22 protein-coding genes and 1 pseudogene are annotated in these 18,684 nt (G+C 62.2%); 9 read left to right on the top strand and 14 right to left on the bottom strand.

The genetic code is table 11. The features are described 5' to 3' along the window. The 3 genes from purL to ACWTV1_RS06900 form a co-directional block, all read right to left on the bottom strand. Window positions 1-2,310: a phosphoribosylformylglycinamidine synthase subunit PurL gene (purL, locus tag ACWTV1_RS06910; protein ID WP_498505044.1), complete on the bottom strand. Its 2,310-nt coding sequence runs from the start codon at window positions 2,308-2,310 to the stop codon at window positions 1-3. A gap of 89 nt (window positions 2,311-2,399) precedes the next feature. After that, a complete protein-coding gene (locus tag ACWTV1_RS06905; protein ID WP_498504653.1) occupies window positions 2,400-2,795 on the bottom strand; it encodes a DUF3592 domain-containing protein in 396 nt (131 codons plus the stop codon). A 110-nt stretch (window positions 2,796-2,905) separates the two neighbouring features. Then, entirely contained in the window at window positions 2,906-3,406 is a 501-nt protein-coding gene (locus tag ACWTV1_RS06900) for a GNAT family N-acetyltransferase (RefSeq protein WP_498504652.1), read from the bottom strand. A gap of 171 nt (window positions 3,407-3,577) precedes the next feature. Between ACWTV1_RS06900 and ACWTV1_RS06895 the strand changes: the two genes are divergently transcribed. Together ACWTV1_RS06895 and ACWTV1_RS06890 are read left to right on the top strand one after the other, a co-directional pair. Further along, a complete protein-coding gene (locus tag ACWTV1_RS06895; RefSeq protein WP_498504651.1) occupies window positions 3,578-4,420 on the top strand; it encodes a phosphotransferase family protein in 843 nt (280 codons plus the stop codon). Window positions 4,421-4,570: 150 nt separating this feature from the next. Continuing rightward, window positions 4,571-5,635: an Abi family protein gene (locus ACWTV1_RS06890; protein ID WP_498504650.1), complete on the top strand. Its 1,065-nt coding sequence runs from the start codon at window positions 4,571-4,573 to the stop codon at window positions 5,633-5,635. A 57-nt stretch (window positions 5,636-5,692) separates the two neighbouring features. Here the strand turns inward: ACWTV1_RS06890 and ACWTV1_RS06885 are convergent, their stop codons facing one another. From ACWTV1_RS06885 to ACWTV1_RS06870, 4 genes are all read right to left on the bottom strand, one after another. After that, window positions 5,693-6,094: a hypothetical protein gene (locus ACWTV1_RS06885; RefSeq protein ID WP_498504649.1), complete on the bottom strand. Its 402-nt coding sequence runs from the start codon at window positions 6,092-6,094 to the stop codon at window positions 5,693-5,695. Window positions 6,095-6,110: 16 nt separating this feature from the next. Then, window positions 6,111-6,629 carry a ClbS/DfsB family four-helix bundle protein gene (locus ACWTV1_RS06880; protein WP_498504648.1) on the bottom strand — a complete coding sequence of 173 codons (519 nt, stop codon included), beginning with the start codon at window positions 6,627-6,629 and terminating at the stop codon, window positions 6,111-6,113. A 66-nt stretch (window positions 6,630-6,695) separates the two neighbouring features. Then, window positions 6,696-7,001: a transcriptional regulator gene (locus ACWTV1_RS06875; RefSeq protein ID WP_498504647.1), complete on the bottom strand. Its 306-nt coding sequence runs from the start codon at window positions 6,999-7,001 to the stop codon at window positions 6,696-6,698. Continuing rightward, complete coding sequence (locus ACWTV1_RS06870) at window positions 6,991-7,458, bottom strand: hypothetical protein (RefSeq protein ID WP_498504646.1); 468 nt, start codon at window positions 7,456-7,458, stop codon at window positions 6,991-6,993. Before ACWTV1_RS06870 ends, ACWTV1_RS06875 begins: the two co-directional genes overlap by 11 nt. Before the next feature lie 155 nt (window positions 7,459-7,613). Between ACWTV1_RS06870 and ACWTV1_RS06865 the strand changes: the two genes are divergently transcribed. From ACWTV1_RS06865 to ACWTV1_RS06855, 3 genes are read left to right on the top strand one after another with little or no spacing between them, the layout of a single operon-like run. Further along, window positions 7,614-7,946 carry a PadR family transcriptional regulator gene (locus tag ACWTV1_RS06865; RefSeq protein WP_498504645.1) on the top strand — a complete coding sequence of 111 codons (333 nt, stop codon included), beginning with the start codon at window positions 7,614-7,616 and terminating at the stop codon, window positions 7,944-7,946. Continuing rightward, window positions 7,939-8,571 (top strand): HAAS signaling domain-containing protein, encoded by a 633-nt coding sequence (locus ACWTV1_RS06860; protein WP_498504644.1) that lies wholly within the window; start codon window positions 7,939-7,941, stop codon window positions 8,569-8,571. The genes ACWTV1_RS06865 and ACWTV1_RS06860 overlap by 8 nt, the downstream gene beginning before the upstream one ends. Further along, entirely contained in the window at window positions 8,502-8,810 is a 309-nt protein-coding gene (locus tag ACWTV1_RS06855; RefSeq protein WP_498504643.1) for a PLDc N-terminal domain-containing protein, read from the top strand. Before ACWTV1_RS06860 ends, ACWTV1_RS06855 begins: the two co-directional genes overlap by 70 nt. A gap of 90 nt (window positions 8,811-8,900) precedes the next feature. Here ACWTV1_RS06855 and ACWTV1_RS06850 read toward each other — a convergent pair whose 3' ends face one another. Continuing rightward, complete coding sequence (locus tag ACWTV1_RS06850; protein WP_498504642.1) at window positions 8,901-9,737, bottom strand: ABC transporter ATP-binding protein; 837 nt, start codon at window positions 9,735-9,737, stop codon at window positions 8,901-8,903. A 32-nt stretch (window positions 9,738-9,769) separates the two neighbouring features. After that, complete coding sequence (locus tag ACWTV1_RS06845) at window positions 9,770-10,441, bottom strand: FadR/GntR family transcriptional regulator (protein ID WP_498504641.1); 672 nt, start codon at window positions 10,439-10,441, stop codon at window positions 9,770-9,772. 144 nt (window positions 10,442-10,585) lie between these two features. Between ACWTV1_RS06845 and ACWTV1_RS06840 the strand changes: the two genes are divergently transcribed. Together ACWTV1_RS06840 and ACWTV1_RS06835 are read left to right on the top strand one after the other, a co-directional pair. Beyond that, window positions 10,586-10,984, top strand: coding sequence for an SdpI family protein (locus tag ACWTV1_RS06840; RefSeq protein WP_498504640.1), 399 nt, complete (start codon window positions 10,586-10,588; stop codon window positions 10,982-10,984). Window positions 10,985-11,125: 141 nt separating this feature from the next. Next, window positions 11,126-11,812 (top strand): annotated as a pseudogene (locus ACWTV1_RS06835) (alpha/beta fold hydrolase); the annotation flags it as partial. 60 nt (window positions 11,813-11,872) lie between these two features. On the opposite strand, the gene ACWTV1_RS06830 reads toward ACWTV1_RS06835, so the two are convergent. Beyond that, window positions 11,873-13,081 carry an MFS transporter gene (locus ACWTV1_RS06830; protein WP_498505043.1) on the bottom strand — a complete coding sequence of 403 codons (1,209 nt, stop codon included), beginning with the start codon at window positions 13,079-13,081 and terminating at the stop codon, window positions 11,873-11,875. 47 nt (window positions 13,082-13,128) lie between these two features. After that, window positions 13,129-13,725, bottom strand: coding sequence for a helix-turn-helix domain-containing protein (locus ACWTV1_RS06825; protein WP_498504639.1), 597 nt, complete (start codon window positions 13,723-13,725; stop codon window positions 13,129-13,131). Window positions 13,726-14,118: 393 nt separating this feature from the next. Here ACWTV1_RS06825 and ACWTV1_RS06820 point away from each other — a divergent pair, with 393 nt between their 5' ends. Further along, a complete protein-coding gene (locus ACWTV1_RS06820; protein ID WP_498504638.1) occupies window positions 14,119-14,568 on the top strand; it encodes a Fur family transcriptional regulator in 450 nt (149 codons plus the stop codon). A 77-nt stretch (window positions 14,569-14,645) separates the two neighbouring features. Continuing rightward, a complete protein-coding gene (locus ACWTV1_RS06815) occupies window positions 14,646-16,145 on the top strand; it encodes a catalase (RefSeq protein ID WP_498504637.1) in 1,500 nt (499 codons plus the stop codon). 122 nt (window positions 16,146-16,267) lie between these two features. Here ACWTV1_RS06815 and ACWTV1_RS06810 read toward each other — a convergent pair whose 3' ends face one another. The 3 genes from ACWTV1_RS06810 to ACWTV1_RS06800 form a co-directional block, all read right to left on the bottom strand. Beyond that, a complete protein-coding gene (locus tag ACWTV1_RS06810; RefSeq protein ID WP_498504636.1) occupies window positions 16,268-17,008 on the bottom strand; it encodes a sulfite exporter TauE/SafE family protein in 741 nt (246 codons plus the stop codon). Window positions 17,009-17,130: 122 nt separating this feature from the next. After that, the gene (locus ACWTV1_RS06805; protein WP_498504635.1) at window positions 17,131-17,595 is read right to left on the bottom strand and encodes a GNAT family N-acetyltransferase; all 465 of its coding nucleotides are present in this window, start codon (window positions 17,593-17,595) and stop codon (window positions 17,131-17,133) included. Window positions 17,596-17,649: 54 nt separating this feature from the next. Then, window positions 17,650-18,609: a tail fiber protein gene (locus tag ACWTV1_RS06800; RefSeq protein ID WP_498504634.1), complete on the bottom strand. Its 960-nt coding sequence runs from the start codon at window positions 18,607-18,609 to the stop codon at window positions 17,650-17,652. Window positions 18,610-18,684: the final 75 nt, after the last annotated feature.

Below are 18,684 nucleotides of genomic sequence, written 5' to 3'. Positions count from 1 at the left end.
TTAGGCGCCGAAAGCCTCCGCGAGCGTTCCGCGGTGAGCCGTGAGCAGCTCTTCGAGGGTCAGCGTGAACTGGTCCTGAATTTCGAGGGCGGGAGCGGCAGCATCCGTAACTCCGATGCGTACGGCTGGGTAGCCGCGGCCTTCGCAGAGTCCGCGGAACTTCACGTCGTCTTCGCGGGGGATCGACACGATCATGCGACCGGTCGATTCGCTGAAGAGGGCCGTTGCTGCGTCGATCTCGTCACGCTCGAGCAGGTCGCCCAACCAGATGCGAGCGCCAACGCCGAAGCGCATGACGGACTCGGCGAGGGTCTGAGCAAGCCCACCGTCGGCGAGGTCGTGGGCGCTGGCGATGATGTTGAGCTCGTTGCCAGCCTTGATCAGGTCGGCAAGTTGGCGCTCGGCGGCCAGATCAACCTTGGGCGGCAGGCCACCGAGGTGGTCGTGAATGGTGCCAGCCCAGGCCGAGCCGTCGAGCTCGAGCGAGGTGGTGCCGAGCAGGTAGATGTTGTTGCCTTCGTCTTGCCATCCACTCGGGATGCGCTCAGCAACGTCGCGGATCAGGCCGAGCACCGCGACCACAGGGGTCGGGTGGATGGGCACATCACCGGTCTGGTTGTAGAAGGAGACGTTTCCGCCGGTGACGGGGATTTCCATCTCGAGGCAACCGTCGGCGAGACCTTCAACGGCGCGGCTGAACTGCCACATCACCTCGGGGTTCTCGGGGCTACCAAAGTTGAGGCAGTCACTGACGGCGACCGGGTTCGCGCCGGTGGCGGCAACGTTGCGGAACGCTTCAGCAAGAGCAAGCTGGGCTCCGGCGTAGGGGTCGAGCTGGCAGAAGCGGCCATTGGCGTCGGTCGCGACAGAGAAGCCGAGGCCACTCTCTTCGTCGATGCGCACCATGCCGGCGTCATCCGGGAAGCTCAACGCGGTGTTGCCGAGCACGTAGCGGTCGTACTGGTCGGTGATCCAGCTCTTGTCGGCCAAGTTGGGGCTCGCGAGCAGCTGCAGCATTTGGTCGCGCAGCTCGATGCCGTCCTTGGGGCGGGCGAGGCCTGAAGCGCTGTCGGCCTGAAGCTTGTCAATCCACTTGGGGTACGCAACGGGGCGGTCGTAGACGGGGCCATCGATCGCGACGGTGCGCGGCTCGACGTTCACGATTTCTTCGCCGTGCCAGTTGATGATGAGGCGGCCGGTGTCGGTGACTTCACCGAGCACGCTGGTTTCGACATCCCACTTCTCAACAACCTTGAGAAAGCCTTCGAGCTTCTCGGGCTTCACGATCGCCATCATGCGTTCTTGGCTCTCGGACATCAGAATTTCTTCTGCCGTGAGGGTGGGGTCGCGCAGCAGCACCTTCTCGAGTTCGATGAACATTCCACCGTCACCGTTGGAGGCGAGCTCGCTCGTTGCGCAGCTAATGCCGGCAGCGCCGAGGTCTTGGATGCCCTCAACGAGGTCACCCTGAAAGAGTTCGAGGCAGCACTCGATGAGTACCTTCTCGGCGAAGGGGTCGCCGACCTGGACGGCGGGGCGCTTGGTCGGGCCACCCTCTGAGAACGAATCCGAAGCGAGGATGGATGCTCCGCCGATGCCATCGCCACCGGTGCGGGCACCGAACAGCACAACCTTATTGCCCACGCCGCGAGCGTTGGCTAAGTGCAGGTCTTCGTGGCGCAGCACTCCAACGGCTAGTGCGTTGACGAGCGGGTTGGCCTGGTAGACGGAGTCGAAGTAGGTTTCGCCACCGATGTTGGGAAGGCCCAGGCAGTTGCCGTAGAAGCTGATGCCCGAAACCACGCCTTGAGCAACGCGCGCGGTGTCGGGGTTGTCGATGGCGCCGAAGCGGAGCGCATCCATGACAGCAACGGGGCGAGCGCCCATGGAGATGATGTCGCGGACGATTCCGCCAACACCGGTTGCCGCACCTTGGAAGGGTTCGATGTAGCTGGGGTGGTTGTGGCTTTCGATCTTGAAGGTCACAGCCCAACCTTGACCGACGTCGATGACGCCAGCGTTCTCGCCCATGCCGACCATGAGGTTCTTCGACATGTTGTCGTTGACCTTCTTGCCGAACTGGCGCAGGTATGTCTTGGAGGACTTGTAGGAGCAGTGCTCACTCCACATGACGGAGTACATGGCGAGCTCGCCACTGGTGGGGCGGCGGCCGAGAATTTCGCGGATCTTCGCGTACTCGTCGTCTTTCAATCCCAGAGCGCCATAGGGCTGCTCTTTCTCGGGAGTTGCGGCGGCGTTCGACACCGTGTCGGCAACATGCTGGCGGGAATTGGTTGAGACGTCAGTCACGAGGGGCTTCTCCCAGAAGATGGTGGATGCCGGGGTGCTCACGCCGGCCGCCTTCAGTCTACCTAGGTGTGCCGCCGCATTTCAGCGCGTCAGAACGCCATCAGCGCGAAGCCCGCAACGACGCTCAGAAGGCCGATTCCGGTGAGTATCGAGCCGATGATCGTGGCGGCGTTCGTGCGGCGGGGCCGCGCAAGACTCCACCGAGAGGGATGGCACTGGTCGTAGTACAGAGTGACGTGTGTGCCGACATCCATGTTCGGAACCTCGGATGGCTCGTGAAGGATGGAATACTGCCTGCCATCACCATCGGACCAGCGAAAGCCCTGAAAGCCACCCGCTTCGAATACCTCGGCAGTGGTCGCGATCCACTTGCATGCCCGCAGAGCGAGAATCCAGCCGAAAAGGAGCAGCGGGATGCCGGGAACGAGGCCGACCCACGACATCGTTTCGAGCACCATTCCTAAAGCGCCCTCAGGTCCGGTCATCCTGCAATATTATCTGGCGCACAGCTCAGGGATGGCGAGCTGCAAAGACGGTATTTCGGCGACCTGATTCAACCGAACCGGAGGCCAACATCACGTACTGCGAGAGCTGATCAGGCCAGTGGTTTGAGCATCGCGAAGTTCGTCAACTCAACGCCGCGCTTCACCGGATGCTGTTCTGCGGTGACGACGAATCCGAAACGTTCGAAGAACGGCTTGGCTGTGAGGCTCACGTCGGCTGTTAGCACGCGTGCTCCCGCCTCACGAGCCACGGTTTCTGCGTGAGCGAGGAGTCGCCGCGCAACCCCGCGCCGCAGAAATTGCGGCGCGACGAACATCATGCCGATGTACCCGGTGGTGCTCACATCGGAGAACCCTGCGACCTCTTCATCGATGGTGGCGACGAAACTGTTCCGCGCCGCCATCGCGCGGCCCCACGACTGCAGGTTCCGCGCATCGATATCCGCCCAGGCTTCCGTCTGCGCGACGGTGTAGTCAGCGGATGCCGTTTGGGTTACCGCTGCGATGAAGACGGCCAGCGTGCTGGCGGCATCCAGCTCTGTGTAAGGGCGCACCTCGATCGCAGCTTTCTCACGATTCGCGGATGCAGTCACGCGACTAGCATCTCACCTGGGGTCGCCTGCGTCGGGTGCCCCTTCCGGCCACACCCGACCCCAGTGGATCATTCCCCACGGCGGAATGATCACGCTCGACGCGACAACCCAGACGGTCACGGCCGACTACAGCTAACCGCCTCGTCTTAGGGCGGTGCCGCGCATGCGAGTATGAGTACCGTGACGGCTATGGAGACGGATGGCATTATCGCGGCGGTGTCGGAAGCGTTGCGGCGCACGGTCATGCTCGTGCGTCCGCTGGCTGGCGGCCAGCACGCGACGACGCTTGTGGTCGCGGACTCGACCGCCGAGTATGTCGTCAGAGTGTTCCCGCCACTGGACGATGCGGTCGTGCACGAGCCGCCAATCCTCGACCGCGTCGCTGCTCTGGGGGCGCGTGTGCCGCGGCTCGTCGCTACCGGTCAGTTCGGCGAATGCCCGTTCATCGTTACGTCGTTGGTCACCGGCGGCCCGCCCTCACCCGACGTGCCACTGCGCAGGGTCGCCGAGCAAATGGCGGCCGTATTGGCCCAGATCCACGAACTCAATAGTGTCGGCCTCCGAACCCTGTCGTGGGAAACCCCGTCGGGTGACAGCGCGATAGAGACTCTCGGGCGCACAGCGTGGCAGCAACTTGACCTCTCCGACCACGTTCTCACGCACTACGATTTCTGGTGCGGAAATGCCCTGTGGGAGGGTCACGTGCTCACTGGTGTCGTCGATTGGTCGGGTGCTCGCAGCGCTCCACGCGGCTTGGATGTGTCATGGTGCCGCCTCGACCTCGTACTCCTCGGATCCATCGATGCGGCCGATCATTTTCTCGCGGAATACGAGCGCGAATCGGGGTATTCCCTTCCCGACTTCCATTCGTGGGATCTGGTGGCTGCCGCGCGGTCGGCCTCGCGCGTTGAAACCTGGGCCCCGAACTATCTCGGTGTCGGATACAGCGACCTCACGGAGAGCGCCCTCCGCGCGCGGATGGATGACTGGACCGCACGCCTCTGCGTCGGCTAACAGCGCGTTCTTGGCATCCGCTCGATGTCGACCCGAATGCAGTGATGAGCGTGGCCCTCTGTTGTTGCGGCCGACAGTGGGCGCCTGTGAGGATGTCCGCAAGGGGATCCGGTTACGGAACATTCTCTGTCGCGAAACCTCACTGCCCACATGTCTGAGGGGCGTGGTAGTTTGTATGTAATCGTTCAGCCCGCCCGGTATTCCGGTGTGGGCTGGATTTCTTTAACGTGGCAGAATCAGGCTGTGCCTGCGCCTTCAAAGAAATATCAGACGATCAATAAGCAGGTCGATCTCCTGAGAACTCGTGGCCTCGAACTTGACGGAGAACCGGAACGTTGGCTCCGCTCCGTGAACTACTACCGGCTCAGCGGCTACTGGTATATCTACCGGCAAATTGCCGTATCGAAAGACGGCAAAGTCGGCCGCTCGGATCAATTTGAAGCCGGAACAAGGTTTTCGTCAATCACAGAGCTATACGAATTTGATCGCAAACTTCGCACCCTTCTGCACGATGGCATCGAGCGTGTAGAAGTGGCGCTCCGCAGCCAAGTCAGTTACGTGCTCGGCGCTCACGGGCCACTCTCCTACGAAACCCCATCCACTTTTCGAGACACGTTCGATCATCAGGGCTGGCTCTCGGATGCGGATAGACGCGTGACCCGGGCTTCCAGACGCTCCCCCTCGATTCAGCATCACCAAAACCAGCGCAGCGGGGTAATCCCCATCTGGGTTCTGGTCGACGTTCTCGACTTCTCCGATGTTTCTAAACTTTTTGAGGGCATGAAGGTTAGTGATCAATACGCGGTCGCCGAAGGGCTGGGTTTGCATGTCGACTTAGCCAAAGTCACCGGAAATCAGCGGAACAAATCTCTCAAGAACCATCCACTGGCTCGCTGGCTCGAACAACTGTCAGTCGTCCGGAATATTGCGGCACACCATGGGAGGCTTTGGAACCGAACGGTTGTCCCCGCCCCAACCGCCGCTATGAAAACAATCGAGGGTCTGGAGGGCCTCCCCAAGGGGCAGAGCGAGAACATCTTCGGCGCTCTCGCTGTAATCGCGAGGATTCTCCAGACGACATCACCGGGCTCGACTTGGGCGCACAAAGTGGGCGCGCTCGCGGGCCGTTCGCTCGACGAGATGCCTAGGCGTTCAACTCGGGAAATGGGCTTCCCTGAGGACTGGCGCACAACTAAACCTTGGGTTGGCGGGTAGGGCAGGGACTACTAGTTCCAGCGCGCACCTTTCGCTACCCGCTTCCCGACCCATCGCTCACCACCTGACGTCCGCTACGCACAGACCGTTTGCGCTCTCGCGATAGAAGACAAAACTTGGGCTGACGTCGCTGGTCTCGCTCGATCCTTCGATGTTGATGCTCCAAGACGCGTCGAGCGACGGCCGGTCGAAAGAGCTGTCGGGATCGAACTGTTCGGGTTCTCCGGCACGCAATCCGTTCCAGGCTTGCGCGTCGCCAAAGTCCGCTGCAAAGTCTTCACACGCGAGCGCGTCCTGCTCATCCGAGGATGCGGCGCGGATGAGTTGCCTTGTCGTGTCGATGACACGAGCACCGTCGACGCCCCAGATGGCGGTGTCGATCCAACGCCCCGAAAGGATCGCCAACGCGACGACCGCAACAAGGACACCCCCGATCGGCATTAGCGTTCGCGACTTCATGGGGCCACCATAATCGTCACGCGTTGCGGTCGGCTGTCGGTGTGGTCTGGGCGCGCAGTCGCGCGCGAATGTACTTCGCTGCCGACCTGAAGTGGCTGGGGCCTGCTGCTTCGGCCCATCGCCCTGGCGTCCAGTTGTTGTTCGCGCCTTCCATCGGGCCACCATAGAGCTCGGCGTCAGACTTGGCGGTGATGAATTCGACGAGGTCGTCGTGTGCTGTCTGCAGAGCTGACCGCGCATCGGCCCACCCGAGGTTGGCCTGCTGTGCACGAATAATGGCGTTGTATTGCTTGAGATCGTTCCACTTGTAGCCCCTCGCGGGGAAGAACACTTCCTTGCCGGCGCGGCCATCCTCGTACCAACCAAGGAACAAATAGATCCAATTCATGCGGTGCCCGACGATGTCTTTGATCGATGTGCCGTCGGCGTTTTTTGCCACAGCGAACTCGGCATCCGCCTTCTCAAGGCACTGCTGCAGCTTCGCGAATTCCTTGTGGGTCACTGCCAAGAGTTCGTCCTTGGATGTCGCAGCCATGATCGCCTCTGCTCCCTAGTGTGTTTGTGCTCGTAGCCAATCACAGAACCTGAGATATCGCCCGAATTAGTCCGAGTTGGCCAGCGCCGAGATTGCGGCGAGGTGACCGTCGAATGCCGTTTTGCCTGCGGGTGTGAGCTGCACGGTTGTCGTCAGCCGACTATCGTCGCGCTGCGGCGAGGGTTGTTTGGATGTCGTGGCGTAGCCGAGCTCCACCAGATTGCGGATTGTCTTGGAGAGACTTGCTTCGCTCATCCCCAAGATCTCGGTGAGGGTTCGAAACTCGGCGGAGTCCACGGGGCGCAGAACCGCGCACAAGCGAAGTCTCGTGGACGCGTGAATTGACTCGTCGAACCAGGGTTCAGTGGCCATGACGGATTTCCTGCGCCATGGTGCGGCTGAGCATCCGGAGCCCGACGATCATGACGACCGCAGCTAGCGCCGAGTTCACGGCGATCGATCCGGAGAGCTCTGAAAACATGATGCCGAGGGATGCGCCGAATAGCGCGACTTCGACCGTCACGAGCGCGATCACGACCGCGAGGCTCTTTGGGCCCACAGGCTTCATGATCGAAACGCCCATCCTCTTGTCGCACTCCTTGTCGAGCGCGGTGGAGGCGCTGATGAGGAGGACGCTAATGAGGGTCACGATCCACATGCTGCCGGACAATGGTGCGGCAACGATCACCGCGGCGAGCGCGGCGGAGGCGAGGGTATGCCACCACGGATGCTGTGCCACTCGCTGGGCGAGCGCGTGCCGGTCAGCGGTGATGAGATCCAGTTGCGCTCGCGCACCGTCGCCGTCGTGGTTGCCGGATTCACTTTCCATGCGGGTAAGTGTATTACTTTCCAGTCTGGAAAGTAGAAACTTTTCACCGCGGATCGGATGCGTGAGGGCGGTGGTGTCCCTTTCGGCGGTCAGCGCCCGCTAGAGGCCGGACCATTGCGGTAGCTTGTCTAACAAGGTACCGTCGCAGTATCAATGTGGATGTGGGGTCCCAGCTCCGTAAAGGGGTGGCGGAAGCCTGCATCCTCGGCATTCTGTCGCAGCAGCCGATGTACGGCTGGCAACTGTCTGAAACTCTCATTGCGCACAACTTGATCGCGAGTATTGGCACGCTGTATCCGATGTTGACTCGCATGCGTGCCCAAGGTTTGGTGAGCACCTACGACGAGGTTTCAGACGCTGGCCCGGTGCGCAAATACTACGAATTGACGCCGCTGGGGGTCGAGATGCTGAGCACGTTTCGAAGCCAGTGGGCGCCATTTGCTCAGACCGTTCACGACATCATTGGAGAGGATTCGCACCATGCCTGATTCGCGAACTGCAGAGGCTGCCCACAACTATCTGAGTGAGTTGAAATCGGCTCTGGCTGGCGTTCCCGCTGAGGTCAGCGATGCCATCCTCAGTGAGGTGGGCGAGGAGCTGGAAGGTCTCAGTGCTGTGGACGCTGCTGCGCGGATTCGCGACCTCGGCGATCCGCAATTCATCGCCGCCGAAGCGCGCGCCCAGTCGCCGGCAGCTGAGACCGAAGGACAGAATCCGGTGGCTCGTGCTCCTTGGTTTGAGATCGTCGCAGCCGTGCTTGTCATGATCGGGGGCATGGTTGTCCCCGTGGTCGGCGCAGTTGCCGGGGTCGTGATGGTGTGGTTCTCACGCATCTGGACGAGAAGACAGAAGTGGATCGCGACCCTCGTGCCGCTCGCGCTCGTGGCGATCACAGTAGCCGCCGCAGTTTCGGCTTCGGCTTATTACACCCAGGCGGGGGAAGGCAACGGAGGGGAACCGATGAATCCCTTAGTGCCCGCCGGCGTGGACTTTATCTCCTTCGGGCTCCTCATCGTCGTCATTGGCCAGCTTGCCGTCGGAACGTGGCTGCTGATCGCACTTCGACGTCATCGAGCTCAAGCTGCTCAGCGCGCCGTCGCGCACCACAGTTAGGAGAATCCGCCATCGATACGACAATCGCAATTGCGGCCAGTGCTGGAGCCGGAGCCCTCTATCTCGCGGCAATCGTCTTCGCGCTGTTCCAGATTTATCGGTCAACGGAGCTTGTCTACGTGGAGAAGGTCATCTGGGCATTCGTGGTGCTGTGTGCGCCCCTCGTCGGCGCAATCATTTGGTACGTCGCGGGCCCGCATCCCTTCGGGCTGCGCTGGAGGCGTCACGACCTCGACTGATGGTTTTCCTGACTGACTGACTGACTGCCGCTCAGTGCGCAACTGGTGCGGCCTCTGGTGTGGGGAATCAGACGTGTGCTGCAAACCGTTCTAAACAGCGGCGAGATTGAGCGACCGCTTGCGGCCCGGGAGCGCGAACCAGCGCCCGTCGTGTTGCCCGACGCGGATCGGATGTGCGAAGGCGGTGGTGACGTTTTCGGTGGTCAGCACTTGTTCGGCTGGCCCCGCCTGCGAGATCCGCCCGTTCGCGATGAGCGCGGCATGGGATGTCGTGGAGGGAAGCTCTTCGAGGTGATGCGTCACGAGAATGGAGGCCAGTCGCGGAAAGCTGTGGGTGAGCGCATCGATGGTTTCGAGGAGTTGCTCGCGCGCCGCGACATCCAGCCCGGTGCTGGGTTCGTCGAGAAGCAGCAGGTCAGGTTCGGCGATCAGTGCGCGCGCGATGAATGCTCTGCCGCGTTCTCCTTGCGACAACGTCGGCCACCGGTGAGCATCCTTGCCTGCCAAGCCCAGCTGCTCGATGAGTTCTACCGCGCGATGCGTCTGCTGCGCGGTGGGTTCCCAGCGCGGGGGAGTCTCGAGGGATCCGGTCAAGCCAGTGAGTACGACATCCCGAATCGTGAGGGGTGCGTGAAGCGGATGACGCGGGTTGACGTGACCGATCGAGCGACGCAGTGCCTGCAGTTCGACCCGCCCGAGGCGTTGCCCCAGGATGTCCACGGTTCCGGACGTCGGGTGTGCTGAGGCGCCGACGAAACCGAGGATGGTGCTCTTGCCGGCACCGTTGGGTCCGAGGAGTGCCCAGTGCTCGCCCGCGCGCACGGTGAGGTCGACCTCGTTCAGGATGGTGCGCTCGCCGCGGCGGAAGGTGACGCCGCGCAGCTCGACGACGGTGGGGTTGCTGTTCACGGGGGTGCTTTCCTTCATGGAGGAACTGTCGTTCGTGGTGGTGCCGTCGCTCACGAGAGGGCTCGATGCACGCCGGTGAGGTGTGCCCGACTGCACTCGGCCGCGGAGGCCGGGTTCCGCTCGGCGATCGCTTCGACGAGAGCGGCGTGGGCGGCTTGGTCTGCCTCGTAGTCGTGGATGGGCCGCAGCTTCAGCATCTCGATCATCGCAACCCGCACTCGCGGCACGAATCCGTCGAACAGTTCGAGCAGCACTTCATTGTGGGATGCCGCGACGACTTCCCGATGAAGAGCCATGTCGACGTCAGCGAACTCTTCGGCAGAGTGGTGCGAGCCCGAGCGGCGGGCGAGTGCTCGGCGCATAGCCCGCAGGTCTGATGGTGTGCGTCGATGCGCTGCGAGGGCGGCAGCCTCGGCCTCGATGGCGACCCGCGCCTCGATGACGGATGCGACGGAGACTCGACGCAGCACGACATCCCAGTCCTCGGCGATGTCGGTCGAGATAACGAAGACGCCCGAGCCTTGGCGGCTTTCGAGCACGCCTTGGCCGGCAAGTTCACGGATGGCCTCCCGCAGCGTTGAGCGCCCGACCCCGATCTCGGCGGCCAGTGTCGTCTCGCCCGGCAGCTTGTGCCCCAGGGGCCACTCGCCGGCACGGATGCGCCCGAGCAGGGTCTCGGCTGCCTGCGCGGCGAGCCGGCCTTGTTGCGCTGCTGGCGCCATGCAGGTGCTCCGATCGCTTTGTTTGTCTGCCTCGCAACTCTACACCTCAGACAAGTTGGGTTCGCCGTGTGTGCTTGGCCGGTGGGCGTAGCCGGGTCTGTCTGACGCATCGCTTCGCTGCAGGGGCCTCGGTAGGATCGAACGATGTCGGATGCCTTCTTGTTCTCGCTCGCCTCGTTCCTTACGGGCGGCTTTCTGATGCTGGCGGGGTGGTTGATTCTGTGGCTCGCCCGGCGAAGTGGGCAAGGGTTACTGAAGCGCAATCCAATTGCCGGAGTGCGTACCGCGCTGACGATGTCGTCTGATGCCGCGTGGTATCCGGCTCAGCGTGCGGCAGCACCCAAAACCAGGGTCGCCGCCTGGGGCCCATTGGCTGGCGGTGCAGCGCTAGTCGCGCTCGGCCTGTTGAGCGTGCTGTTTGGCGCCAGCATGGTTGTCTACATGGTCCTCACTTTCGGCAGCGCAGGCTGGCTGCTCGGGTGGGTTCTCGCCGGGGCCGGAGATGCGCAGCGCGCCGCTCGCGATGCGCTCACTCGCACCTAGCGTCTCCAAAATACTTATGGGCGCGCGAACTCCGGCTGCTGACTAGAGTCTGAGGATGGCGGCTGAACTGGCACACGAAATCGGTCCGAATCCGGGCAAGCCAGTCATTGTGTTCCTGCACGGTGGGGGTGGACCGGGTGGGCATGGGATCGACAGGTCGCTGCGCTTTCGGATTTCCACTGCGTCACTGTCGACTTGCCGGGTTCCGGGGCAAGCGCCCACCTTCCGTGGCGGTCCCTTGACGAGACTGCAGACCGAGTGGCTCGGCTAGTATCCGGGATCGCGGATGCGCAACAAGTGCACCTTGTCGGGCTATCTGTGGGCGGTGACGTCGCGCTTCGAGTGCTCGGCCAGAATGCTGCACGGATCGAGTCCGCGTTCATTTCCGGCATCGTGACGTCGAAAGTGACCGGCATCCCGCGCGCAGTGCAACGGGTAGCGTCACTCATGGCTGGCACACGCGTATTTCAACGGCTGGCGGCGAACTCAATGGGGTTGACAGGCGACCGGCGCGAAGAGTTTCTCTCCACGATCCCACGATTCACGCGGTCGAGCTACACACGGATGGTTCGCGACGTTTTCGACGGAGTTTCTCTCGACGGCCTGGCAGCATGCACCGTGCCCACGCTCGTCATCGCAGGCGAGAACGAACCGCCGCTTGCGGCAGAGTCCGCGCGCCATGTCTCGCGCGTAATGCCCGACGCAGTGGCGGCGATCGCCGATGGTGTTGGCCATGCCTGGAACGTCGAATCGCCTGATCTCTTCAACTCAGCGGTCGATGCGTGGATCTCTCGGCGCGAAGTGACCTCTGGCCTCTCGCCCGCATGAGTATCCCCAAGCGGCCTGCGGACAGACTTTCCTCTTCTTCGTGCGGGCGGTTCTCGGTAACTACCTTCCTGCACGTTCTTGGCGGCATGCGGGGAGATATAGCAATGCGCCGAGGACGCTGAAGCCTCCCGCAACGATAATCGCGGTCGCGGTGGTGGTTGATTCGGCGAGGGGGCCGAGGGCAAGCAGTCCGATGCTGAGGGTCACCCCTCCCACCATGGAATTCATGGACAAGATCGTGGTGCGGTTTCCCGAGGTTGCCTGTCGGTGAAGTAACACGCGGTGCATAGGCCCCGCGGAGCCGTGCAGTGTGTAGGTCAGCAGGAACGAGGTGATCAGGCCGAGTGGGCCAGTGACGATGCCCATGACTACGACAAATAGCCCATTGAGGATGCGTGCAACTAGCGCTGTTGAGGCGACGCCGATGCGGCGGGACGCGCGGTTAGCTAGGGCAGATCCGAGAGCGAAAAGCCCCCATGCTGCAGCCGACACGGGCCCCATCAGGGCTCCAGCCTGCGTTTCACCGCCGGCGAGTTCCGCGAGTCGGATGGGCATGAGAGTTTCGAAGGCAATTATCGCGATCGACCAGAAAACTTCGACGAGTACGAGCGCCAATAGCACTCGGGACGTTATTAGGGTTGTTAGCCCGCCAGCGACCACTCTCGGTGCTTGCTGGACAGAGATGAGTGCCCGACGCAGGCTGCTTTGACCCGCTCCAAGCGTCGGTTCTTTCACGAGTAGCGTGGTGGCGATCAGGTGAATGACAAAGAGTGGGATAGCGCACCAGTAGGGGAAGCTGATCGCGGAAACTGCAGAAACCGGGTGCCAGGCGATCAGTGCGCCAGAGATGAGCGCTCCGCTCGCTATAGACAAACCGAGTGCCGTTCCCGCATTCGACAGTGCGCTTTCGACGGCAACGGAGGGGTCATGTGCGTGGCTTGTGTCGACGTACCAAGACTCCAGCGGCCCGGAATCCAGCGCCCGGAATACACCTTGAAGTGCCAGCGCTACGACAAAAGCACCAAAGGTGTCAGCGGTGACGAATACCAGTGACGCCCCAATTCCCACCAGGGCGGAGATCACGAGAATCGGTCGGCGCCCTAGGGCGTCTGCGAAACCTCCGGTGGGTAGCTCTAGGCCTAGGACAACGAAGCCCTGCATGGCGAAGATGACACCGATTTGGGACAGGGTCATACCCCGCTCTAGCGGAATGAGAGTAGTGACGCCGATCGTCAGCCCCACCGGAAACCATCGCGTGCATGTCAGCACGATCAGGGTGCGTCGGGCCCGGTCCGCGGTTAGAGGCGCGCCGGTCACTAGTCAGCCGTGGGGTCTTGTTGGTCGAGGTCGAGCGGGTAAATCGCCCTCCACACTGATAGTCGACGGGATTGCGGATCGCCGTCACCGGCGTTCCGATAGCGCGCCACAACCTCGTCAATCTCTGCGCTCATCGCCTTTGTCTGCGAGGCCGTCAAAGTGACAAAGTCGTCACCGAGGCCAGCTACGTTTCGCCAAGCGGTGGGCCAAGTCTGTTCGACATCCAGCCACGCCTCGAACCTTTCGGTAAGAGTGCGTGAATAGTGGCGGTGCAGCCAGTTCAGGTCGGCCTCGGCAGTGTAATCGCCAACGAAATCGCCCGGGCTGAACTGGTGACGGTCTGTCGCGGCTCGCCAGAGGCGACGCTTACCAACACCCTGCCCGCTGTCCTCGATCAGCCCCACCGTCTCGAGTTTGCGCAGGTGATACGACGTGGCTCCCGTGTTCGAACCCAAACTCTCCGCAAGCTCAGTCGCAGTAGCGGGCCCATCCGTGCGAAGCAACGACAGCAACCGCGACCGGAGCGGGTGAGCCAGCACCCGCAGCGATTGAGCATCAACCCGGAAGGCATTTCTCTCGTCCGATCCATAATCCATCTATGCAGAATACATGTGCATAAATATTACGCACAAGAGGCACTTTCGTCGGCGACTCCGCTGGCGAAACCGGAAAAGCTTCATCCTTCCCTCCCGAGCGCCCGTTTACCGATTCCCAAACGGGACACCGCTGTGCGCTTCCGCTTAGGGGCTAATACGCGGATCAACCTTGAGCGACGGACAACGCTGTACCGCTTCTGCTTAGACATCGCCTGCGGAATTCCGTAAAGGGTGTCCGCGGTGAAATCCCGAAATGGCTCCCTATTCGGGGCAGCGAACCCGGTGACTCGGTTTGATTGCTCGAAGGTTTCGGCGCGGTGTGCTGCTGCATCAGAGTGGCGAATTCACAGAAGTTGTCTTGAGTTATTCAAAACAACTGGTACCGTCGTAACCATGGAAACAGTGACGGATGCGGCGCTCGCCGACACTCTGCGAGAGGCCGGTCTGAAAGTGACTGAGCCCCGCGTCGCTGTGTTGAGCGCCCTCGCCGACATCCCGCACTCCGATGCCGACACGATCTTCGGGGCTGTACTGCCGAGTTTGCCCGGCACCTCCCTCCAAGCGGTGTACGGAGTGCTGGCGGCGTTGACGACGGCGGGCTTGCTGCGCAAGATCGAACCGGCAGGGTCATCCGCTCTCTATGAACGCCGCATTGGCGACAACCACCACCACATCGTGTGCACCGAATGCAGTGCCGTGCGTGACGTGGACTGTGTTGTTGGTCACGCGCCGTGCCTCACGCCATCCGAAGCCGGCGGCTTCACGGTGCACACCGCCGAAGTGAACTTTTGGGGAGTATGCCCCGATTGCCAGAGCGCTCTCAACCAAAAGAGCGCAGACTGAACAACACAGACAGAGCTGTCTACGCTGTCGCCCATTCTTCAATTCGCCAATAATCCCACCCACACAAAGGAGACATCGTGACAGAACCCACGACTACCCAGGCCGGCGCACCGATTGCGAGCGACGAACATTCGCTCACAACAGGTCCTGATGGCGTAACCGCACTCCACGACCGTTTTCTGGTCGAGAAGCTTGCCTCGTTCAACCGTGAGCGTGTGCCGGAGCGCAACCCTCACGCCAAGGGTGGTGGAGCATTCGGAGAGTTCGTCGTCACTGAAGACGTGTCGCAGTTCACGAAGGCCGCCGTCTTCCAAAAGGGTGCAAAGAGCGAAACGATTCTGCGCTTCTCGTCCGTAGCCGGTGAGCAGGGTTCGCCCGACACATGGCGCGACGTTCGTGGATTCGCACTGCGTTTCTACAGCACCGAGGGCAACTACGACATCGTCGGAAACAACACTCCCGTGTTCTTCCTCCGCGATGCCATGAAGTTCCCCGACTTCATCCACTCGCAGAAGCGCATGGGCGACTCGGGCCTCCGCAACGGCGACATGCAGTGGGACTTCTGGACCCTCTCGCCCGAAAGCGCCCACCAAGTCACGTACCTCATGGGTGACCGCGGCCTCAGCAAGTCGTGGCGCCACGTCAACGGCTACGGATCGCACACCTACCAGTGGATCAACGCTGCCGGTGAGCGCTTCTGGGTTCAGTATCACTTCCACTCCCGCCAGGGCGTAGAGCTGATGGAAGCCGCGGATGCCGAGCGCATCGCCGGAGAAGACGCCGACTACTACCGTCGCGACCTCTTCGATTCCATCGCCAAGGGCGACTACCCCACGTGGGACATGTCGGTGCAGATCATGCCCTACGAAGACGCCAAGACGTACCGCTTCAACCCCTTCGACATGACCAAGGTCTGGTCGCACAAGGACTACCCGCTGATTCCGGTTGGCCACTTCACGCTTAACCGCAACCCGGAGAGCTTCTTCGCGCAGATCGAGCAGTCAGCGTTCTCGCCGTCGAACATGGTTCCGGGCACCGACATCAGCCCCGACAAGATGCTGATGGCGCGTGTGTTCTCCTACCCGGATGCCCAGCGCAACCGCATCGGAGCCAACTACAACCAGCTCCCCGTCAACCAGCCTCACGCCTCCCAAGCGCGTAACTACCAGCACGAAGGCGCGATGAACTACAAGATCGGCGACGCAGCTGACCGCGTCTACACGCCGAACTCGTTCGGCGGACCGGCAGCTCAGCCCGAGCTTGCTGGCGAAGGCGGTTGGGCGAGCGACGGCGAACTCATGCGCAGCGCTCAGACACTGCACTCAGAAGACGACGACTTCGGCCAGGCCGGAACGCTCTACCGCGACGTCTTCTCCGCAGAGTCGAAGGCTCGCTTCATCGAAACCCTCACCGGACAGGGCCGTGGCATCACGATCCCCGAGATCCTCGAGCGTTTCTACTGGTACTGGGGCAGTGTGGATGCCGAACTCGGCGCCACCCTGCGCAAGACCGTACCCGGCAATGGCGACACCGCCAACGAAGAAGCTGACCCCGTAGGAGTCGGCCCCGCCGAGTAACACTGAGACGAAACGGCAGCGCTCACGCGAAGTCGGACTCCGGATGCCCGGTCCCCGAACGTTGGGGGCCGGGCATTCGCTCGTTAAGACGAGAGGCGGGCCAAGCCGCACGCGCCCGGACGTTAAGGAGCGAGCGCGAGAGCGCCGTCGATGATCGCGACGGTTCCTCCGAGGTAGGCCACGATGATCACCGCAATGCGAGCTGCTCGATGGCTGATGTGACGAGTGAGCACTTCACCCAACGCGAGCCCGACTAGCAGCGAGCCGATGATGAGGGCCCAGCTGGCGACATCCAAATCAGGAAGCACGCCGCCCGAGAAGAACGCCTTTGTGGCGAGGGATGCTGTGCCGACGATCACAAAGTAGGGCTGCAGGGTGGCCGCGAAATTCACTTGCGGCCAGCGCATCAGCACTGCATAAATGCTGAGGGCCGGGCCGCCGACGCCCGCAGCCGTATTCATGAAACCGGATGCTGCCCCTGCGACGATCGCTGCCGGGCGGGCCGGAACGATGTGTTCCGCGCGCGTGATGAGCAGCGTCGCGGTGAGGGCAACGATCACGAGCACGCCAATGCCGAGCTGCATGACAGCGCCCGGGAGACGGGTGACGAGGAGTGAGCCGGGGATGATGGCCGCCACCGCGGGGATCGCCAGCCACGCGAGCGTGCGCCACTCAATGTGTCGCCAGACCCGCGGAATAATGAGCAGCGACGACACAACGCCGCACAGGTTCACGACCAGCACACCATCGAAGGGGCCGAGCAGAATCACGATTAGCGGAGACGCCACGAGAGCAAAACCCATGCCGGTGATGCGTTGAGAGAGTGCTCCTATAACAACGGCGAGAGCGACAAGAGCGAGCACCGCCCTAGCCTAAGCTGATGCCGTAGGGGCGCGAGACCGTCGCGAACGTTGGTGGCGTGCAGGTTTCGCCGCCGCTGCCGCGCGGCCGCACGCGCTGGTGCTGGCTCTGGCTCTGGCTCTGGCTAGAGAGCCTTGGAGTAGCAGACGCTGAGCGGTTCGCCCACGTAGGCGCCGAAGTTCTCGATGCGCGTGTAGCCCTCGCGCTCGTAGAAACGCATCGCGTCAGGCTGGGCTGTTCCTGTTTCGAGAACGAGTTCAGTGGCCGACTGAGCGCGAGCCCACTCTTCGAGCCCCTTGAGCACCGCGATGGCGATACCGGTGCCGCGCTGAGCAGGCGTGACGTACATACGCTTCACTTCGAAGTTGCCATTGTCGAGCTCGCGGAGCCCACCACAACCGGCAGGAACGCCATCGACATAAGCGATCAAGAAGACGACAACCGAGTCAGCATCGGGCTTGACGCCGGGTTCGCTGTCTTCGGTTCCGTAGCGCGCGGTGAGCTCGGCGCGCTGCGCTGAACGCAGCATTACCGAGTCGGCGTGCTCAAAGGGAACGCTACGGAGTTCGAGTTCGTAAGTGTCTTCCACGTCAGAATCCTAGTCTGCGCGTGGCGGAGATCTGTCGGGGGCGTTTCTGGGGCTCTACAAGCGGGAGGGGTAGATGCCCTCATGGCACACCTTCCAGGTCATCCCGTTGGGCGTGACGGCGCTCATGTTCGGAAGCGCGAAGTTGTGAACGCCGTCGCCGCCGTACGTGGTTCCGAGAAGTGAGTAGAGCGAAGTGTGGTTAGCGATCGGGAGGAGGCGACCATTTGCGGTGAGACCCGGGCCCACATATGACGATGACGTCAGGCTGAGCGTGCCCAAATAACAGTCATAGGTGCCTCCATCGTGTGCTCCGCCCGTTTCGGCGCCGAACTGTGCGGCCAGAAGCGAGTTGCCGGCAGGGCCTGGGGCGCCAGCGGCTCCCGTCGTGCCGGCCGCGCCAGTTGCACCCGTTGCCCCAGTAAGGCCCTGAATTCCTTGCGGGCCGGTCGCTCCGGCAGGTCCAGTTGCACCGTCTGCACCGTCTGCGCCGTCGACACCGTCGATACCGTCGATACCGTCGACACCGTCGACACCGTCGACACCGTCGACACCGTCGACACCGTCGATACCGTCTGCACCCGCCTCGCCAGTGGCTCCCGTCGGTCCTCTGAGCGCGGTAGCTCCGTTAGCTCCGGTGAGTCCTGTTGCGCCGTTCAGTCCGTCGATACCATCAGCGCCGTCGATACCATCGGCGCCATCAGTGCCGTCAATCCCGTCTGCGCCATCTGCGCCGGCAGCCGCAGCCTCTGTCATAAATACTGCTTCAACGAAACCGGCACCGCACGAGTCGGCGGCATCAATGAGCTTGATTGCCGAAGCGGTGGTGTCAACGCAGGCCTTCTGCAGCGCATCCGCAGAACTGGCTTGGCTGGTGCAGCCGGCAAGCATGACGGCAGCGACGGCTGCTCCTGCAAATAGTCGAAGCGAACGTGACGGAGTGCGGGGTGCAGAAGACAAAGAGAGGATCCAGACGTGGGAGAGGCGCAACGATGCGTCAACGGTTGACACAAACATAACGAAGTTCTCTCAGTTAACTCAAGTGGTCTCGGCCCCCAGTGTGGGGGTGCGGCAGACGGTCTACCTGCCTGC

The sequence above is a fragment of the Salinibacterium sp. VpJ6 genome (assembly GCF_059767345.1).
This window is presented reverse-complemented; position numbering and strand designations above follow the sequence as displayed.

Bases quoted from the DNA above. Each gene is read 5' to 3' on its own strand.
- ACWTV1_RS06905 (WP_498504653.1), bottom strand. From the start codon at position 2,795: ATGACCGGACCTGAGGGCGCTTTAGGAATGGTGCTCGAAACGATGTCG.
- ACWTV1_RS06895 (WP_498504651.1), top strand. From the start codon at position 3,578: ATGAGTACCGTGACGGCTATGGAGACGGATGGCATTATCGCGGCGGTG.
- ACWTV1_RS06890 (WP_498504650.1), top strand. From the start codon at position 4,571: ATGTCTGAGGGGCGTGGTAGTTTGTATGTAATCGTTCAGCCCGCCCGG.
- ACWTV1_RS06885 (WP_498504649.1), bottom strand. From the start codon at position 6,094: ATGAAGTCGCGAACGCTAATGCCGATCGGGGGTGTCCTTGTTGCGGTC.
- ACWTV1_RS06880 (WP_498504648.1), bottom strand. From the start codon at position 6,629: ATGGCTGCGACATCCAAGGACGAACTCTTGGCAGTGACCCACAAGGAA.
- ACWTV1_RS06875 (WP_498504647.1), bottom strand. From the start codon at position 7,001: ATGGCCACTGAACCCTGGTTCGACGAGTCAATTCACGCGTCCACGAGA.
- ACWTV1_RS06870 (WP_498504646.1), bottom strand. From the start codon at position 7,458: ATGGAAAGTGAATCCGGCAACCACGACGGCGACGGTGCGCGAGCGCAA.
- ACWTV1_RS06860 (WP_498504644.1), top strand. From the start codon at position 7,939: ATGCCTGATTCGCGAACTGCAGAGGCTGCCCACAACTATCTGAGTGAG.
- ACWTV1_RS06850 (WP_498504642.1), bottom strand. From the start codon at position 9,737: ATGAAGGAAAGCACCCCCGTGAACAGCAACCCCACCGTCGTCGAGCTG.
- ACWTV1_RS06845 (WP_498504641.1), bottom strand. From the start codon at position 10,441: ATGGCGCCAGCAGCGCAACAAGGCCGGCTCGCCGCGCAGGCAGCCGAG.
- ACWTV1_RS06840 (WP_498504640.1), top strand. From the start codon at position 10,586: ATGTCGGATGCCTTCTTGTTCTCGCTCGCCTCGTTCCTTACGGGCGGC.
- ACWTV1_RS06825 (WP_498504639.1), bottom strand. From the start codon at position 13,725: ATGGATTATGGATCGGACGAGAGAAATGCCTTCCGGGTTGATGCTCAA.
- ACWTV1_RS06820 (WP_498504638.1), top strand. From the start codon at position 14,119: ATGGAAACAGTGACGGATGCGGCGCTCGCCGACACTCTGCGAGAGGCC.
- ACWTV1_RS06800 (WP_498504634.1), bottom strand. From the start codon at position 18,609: ATGTTTGTGTCAACCGTTGACGCATCGTTGCGCCTCTCCCACGTCTGG.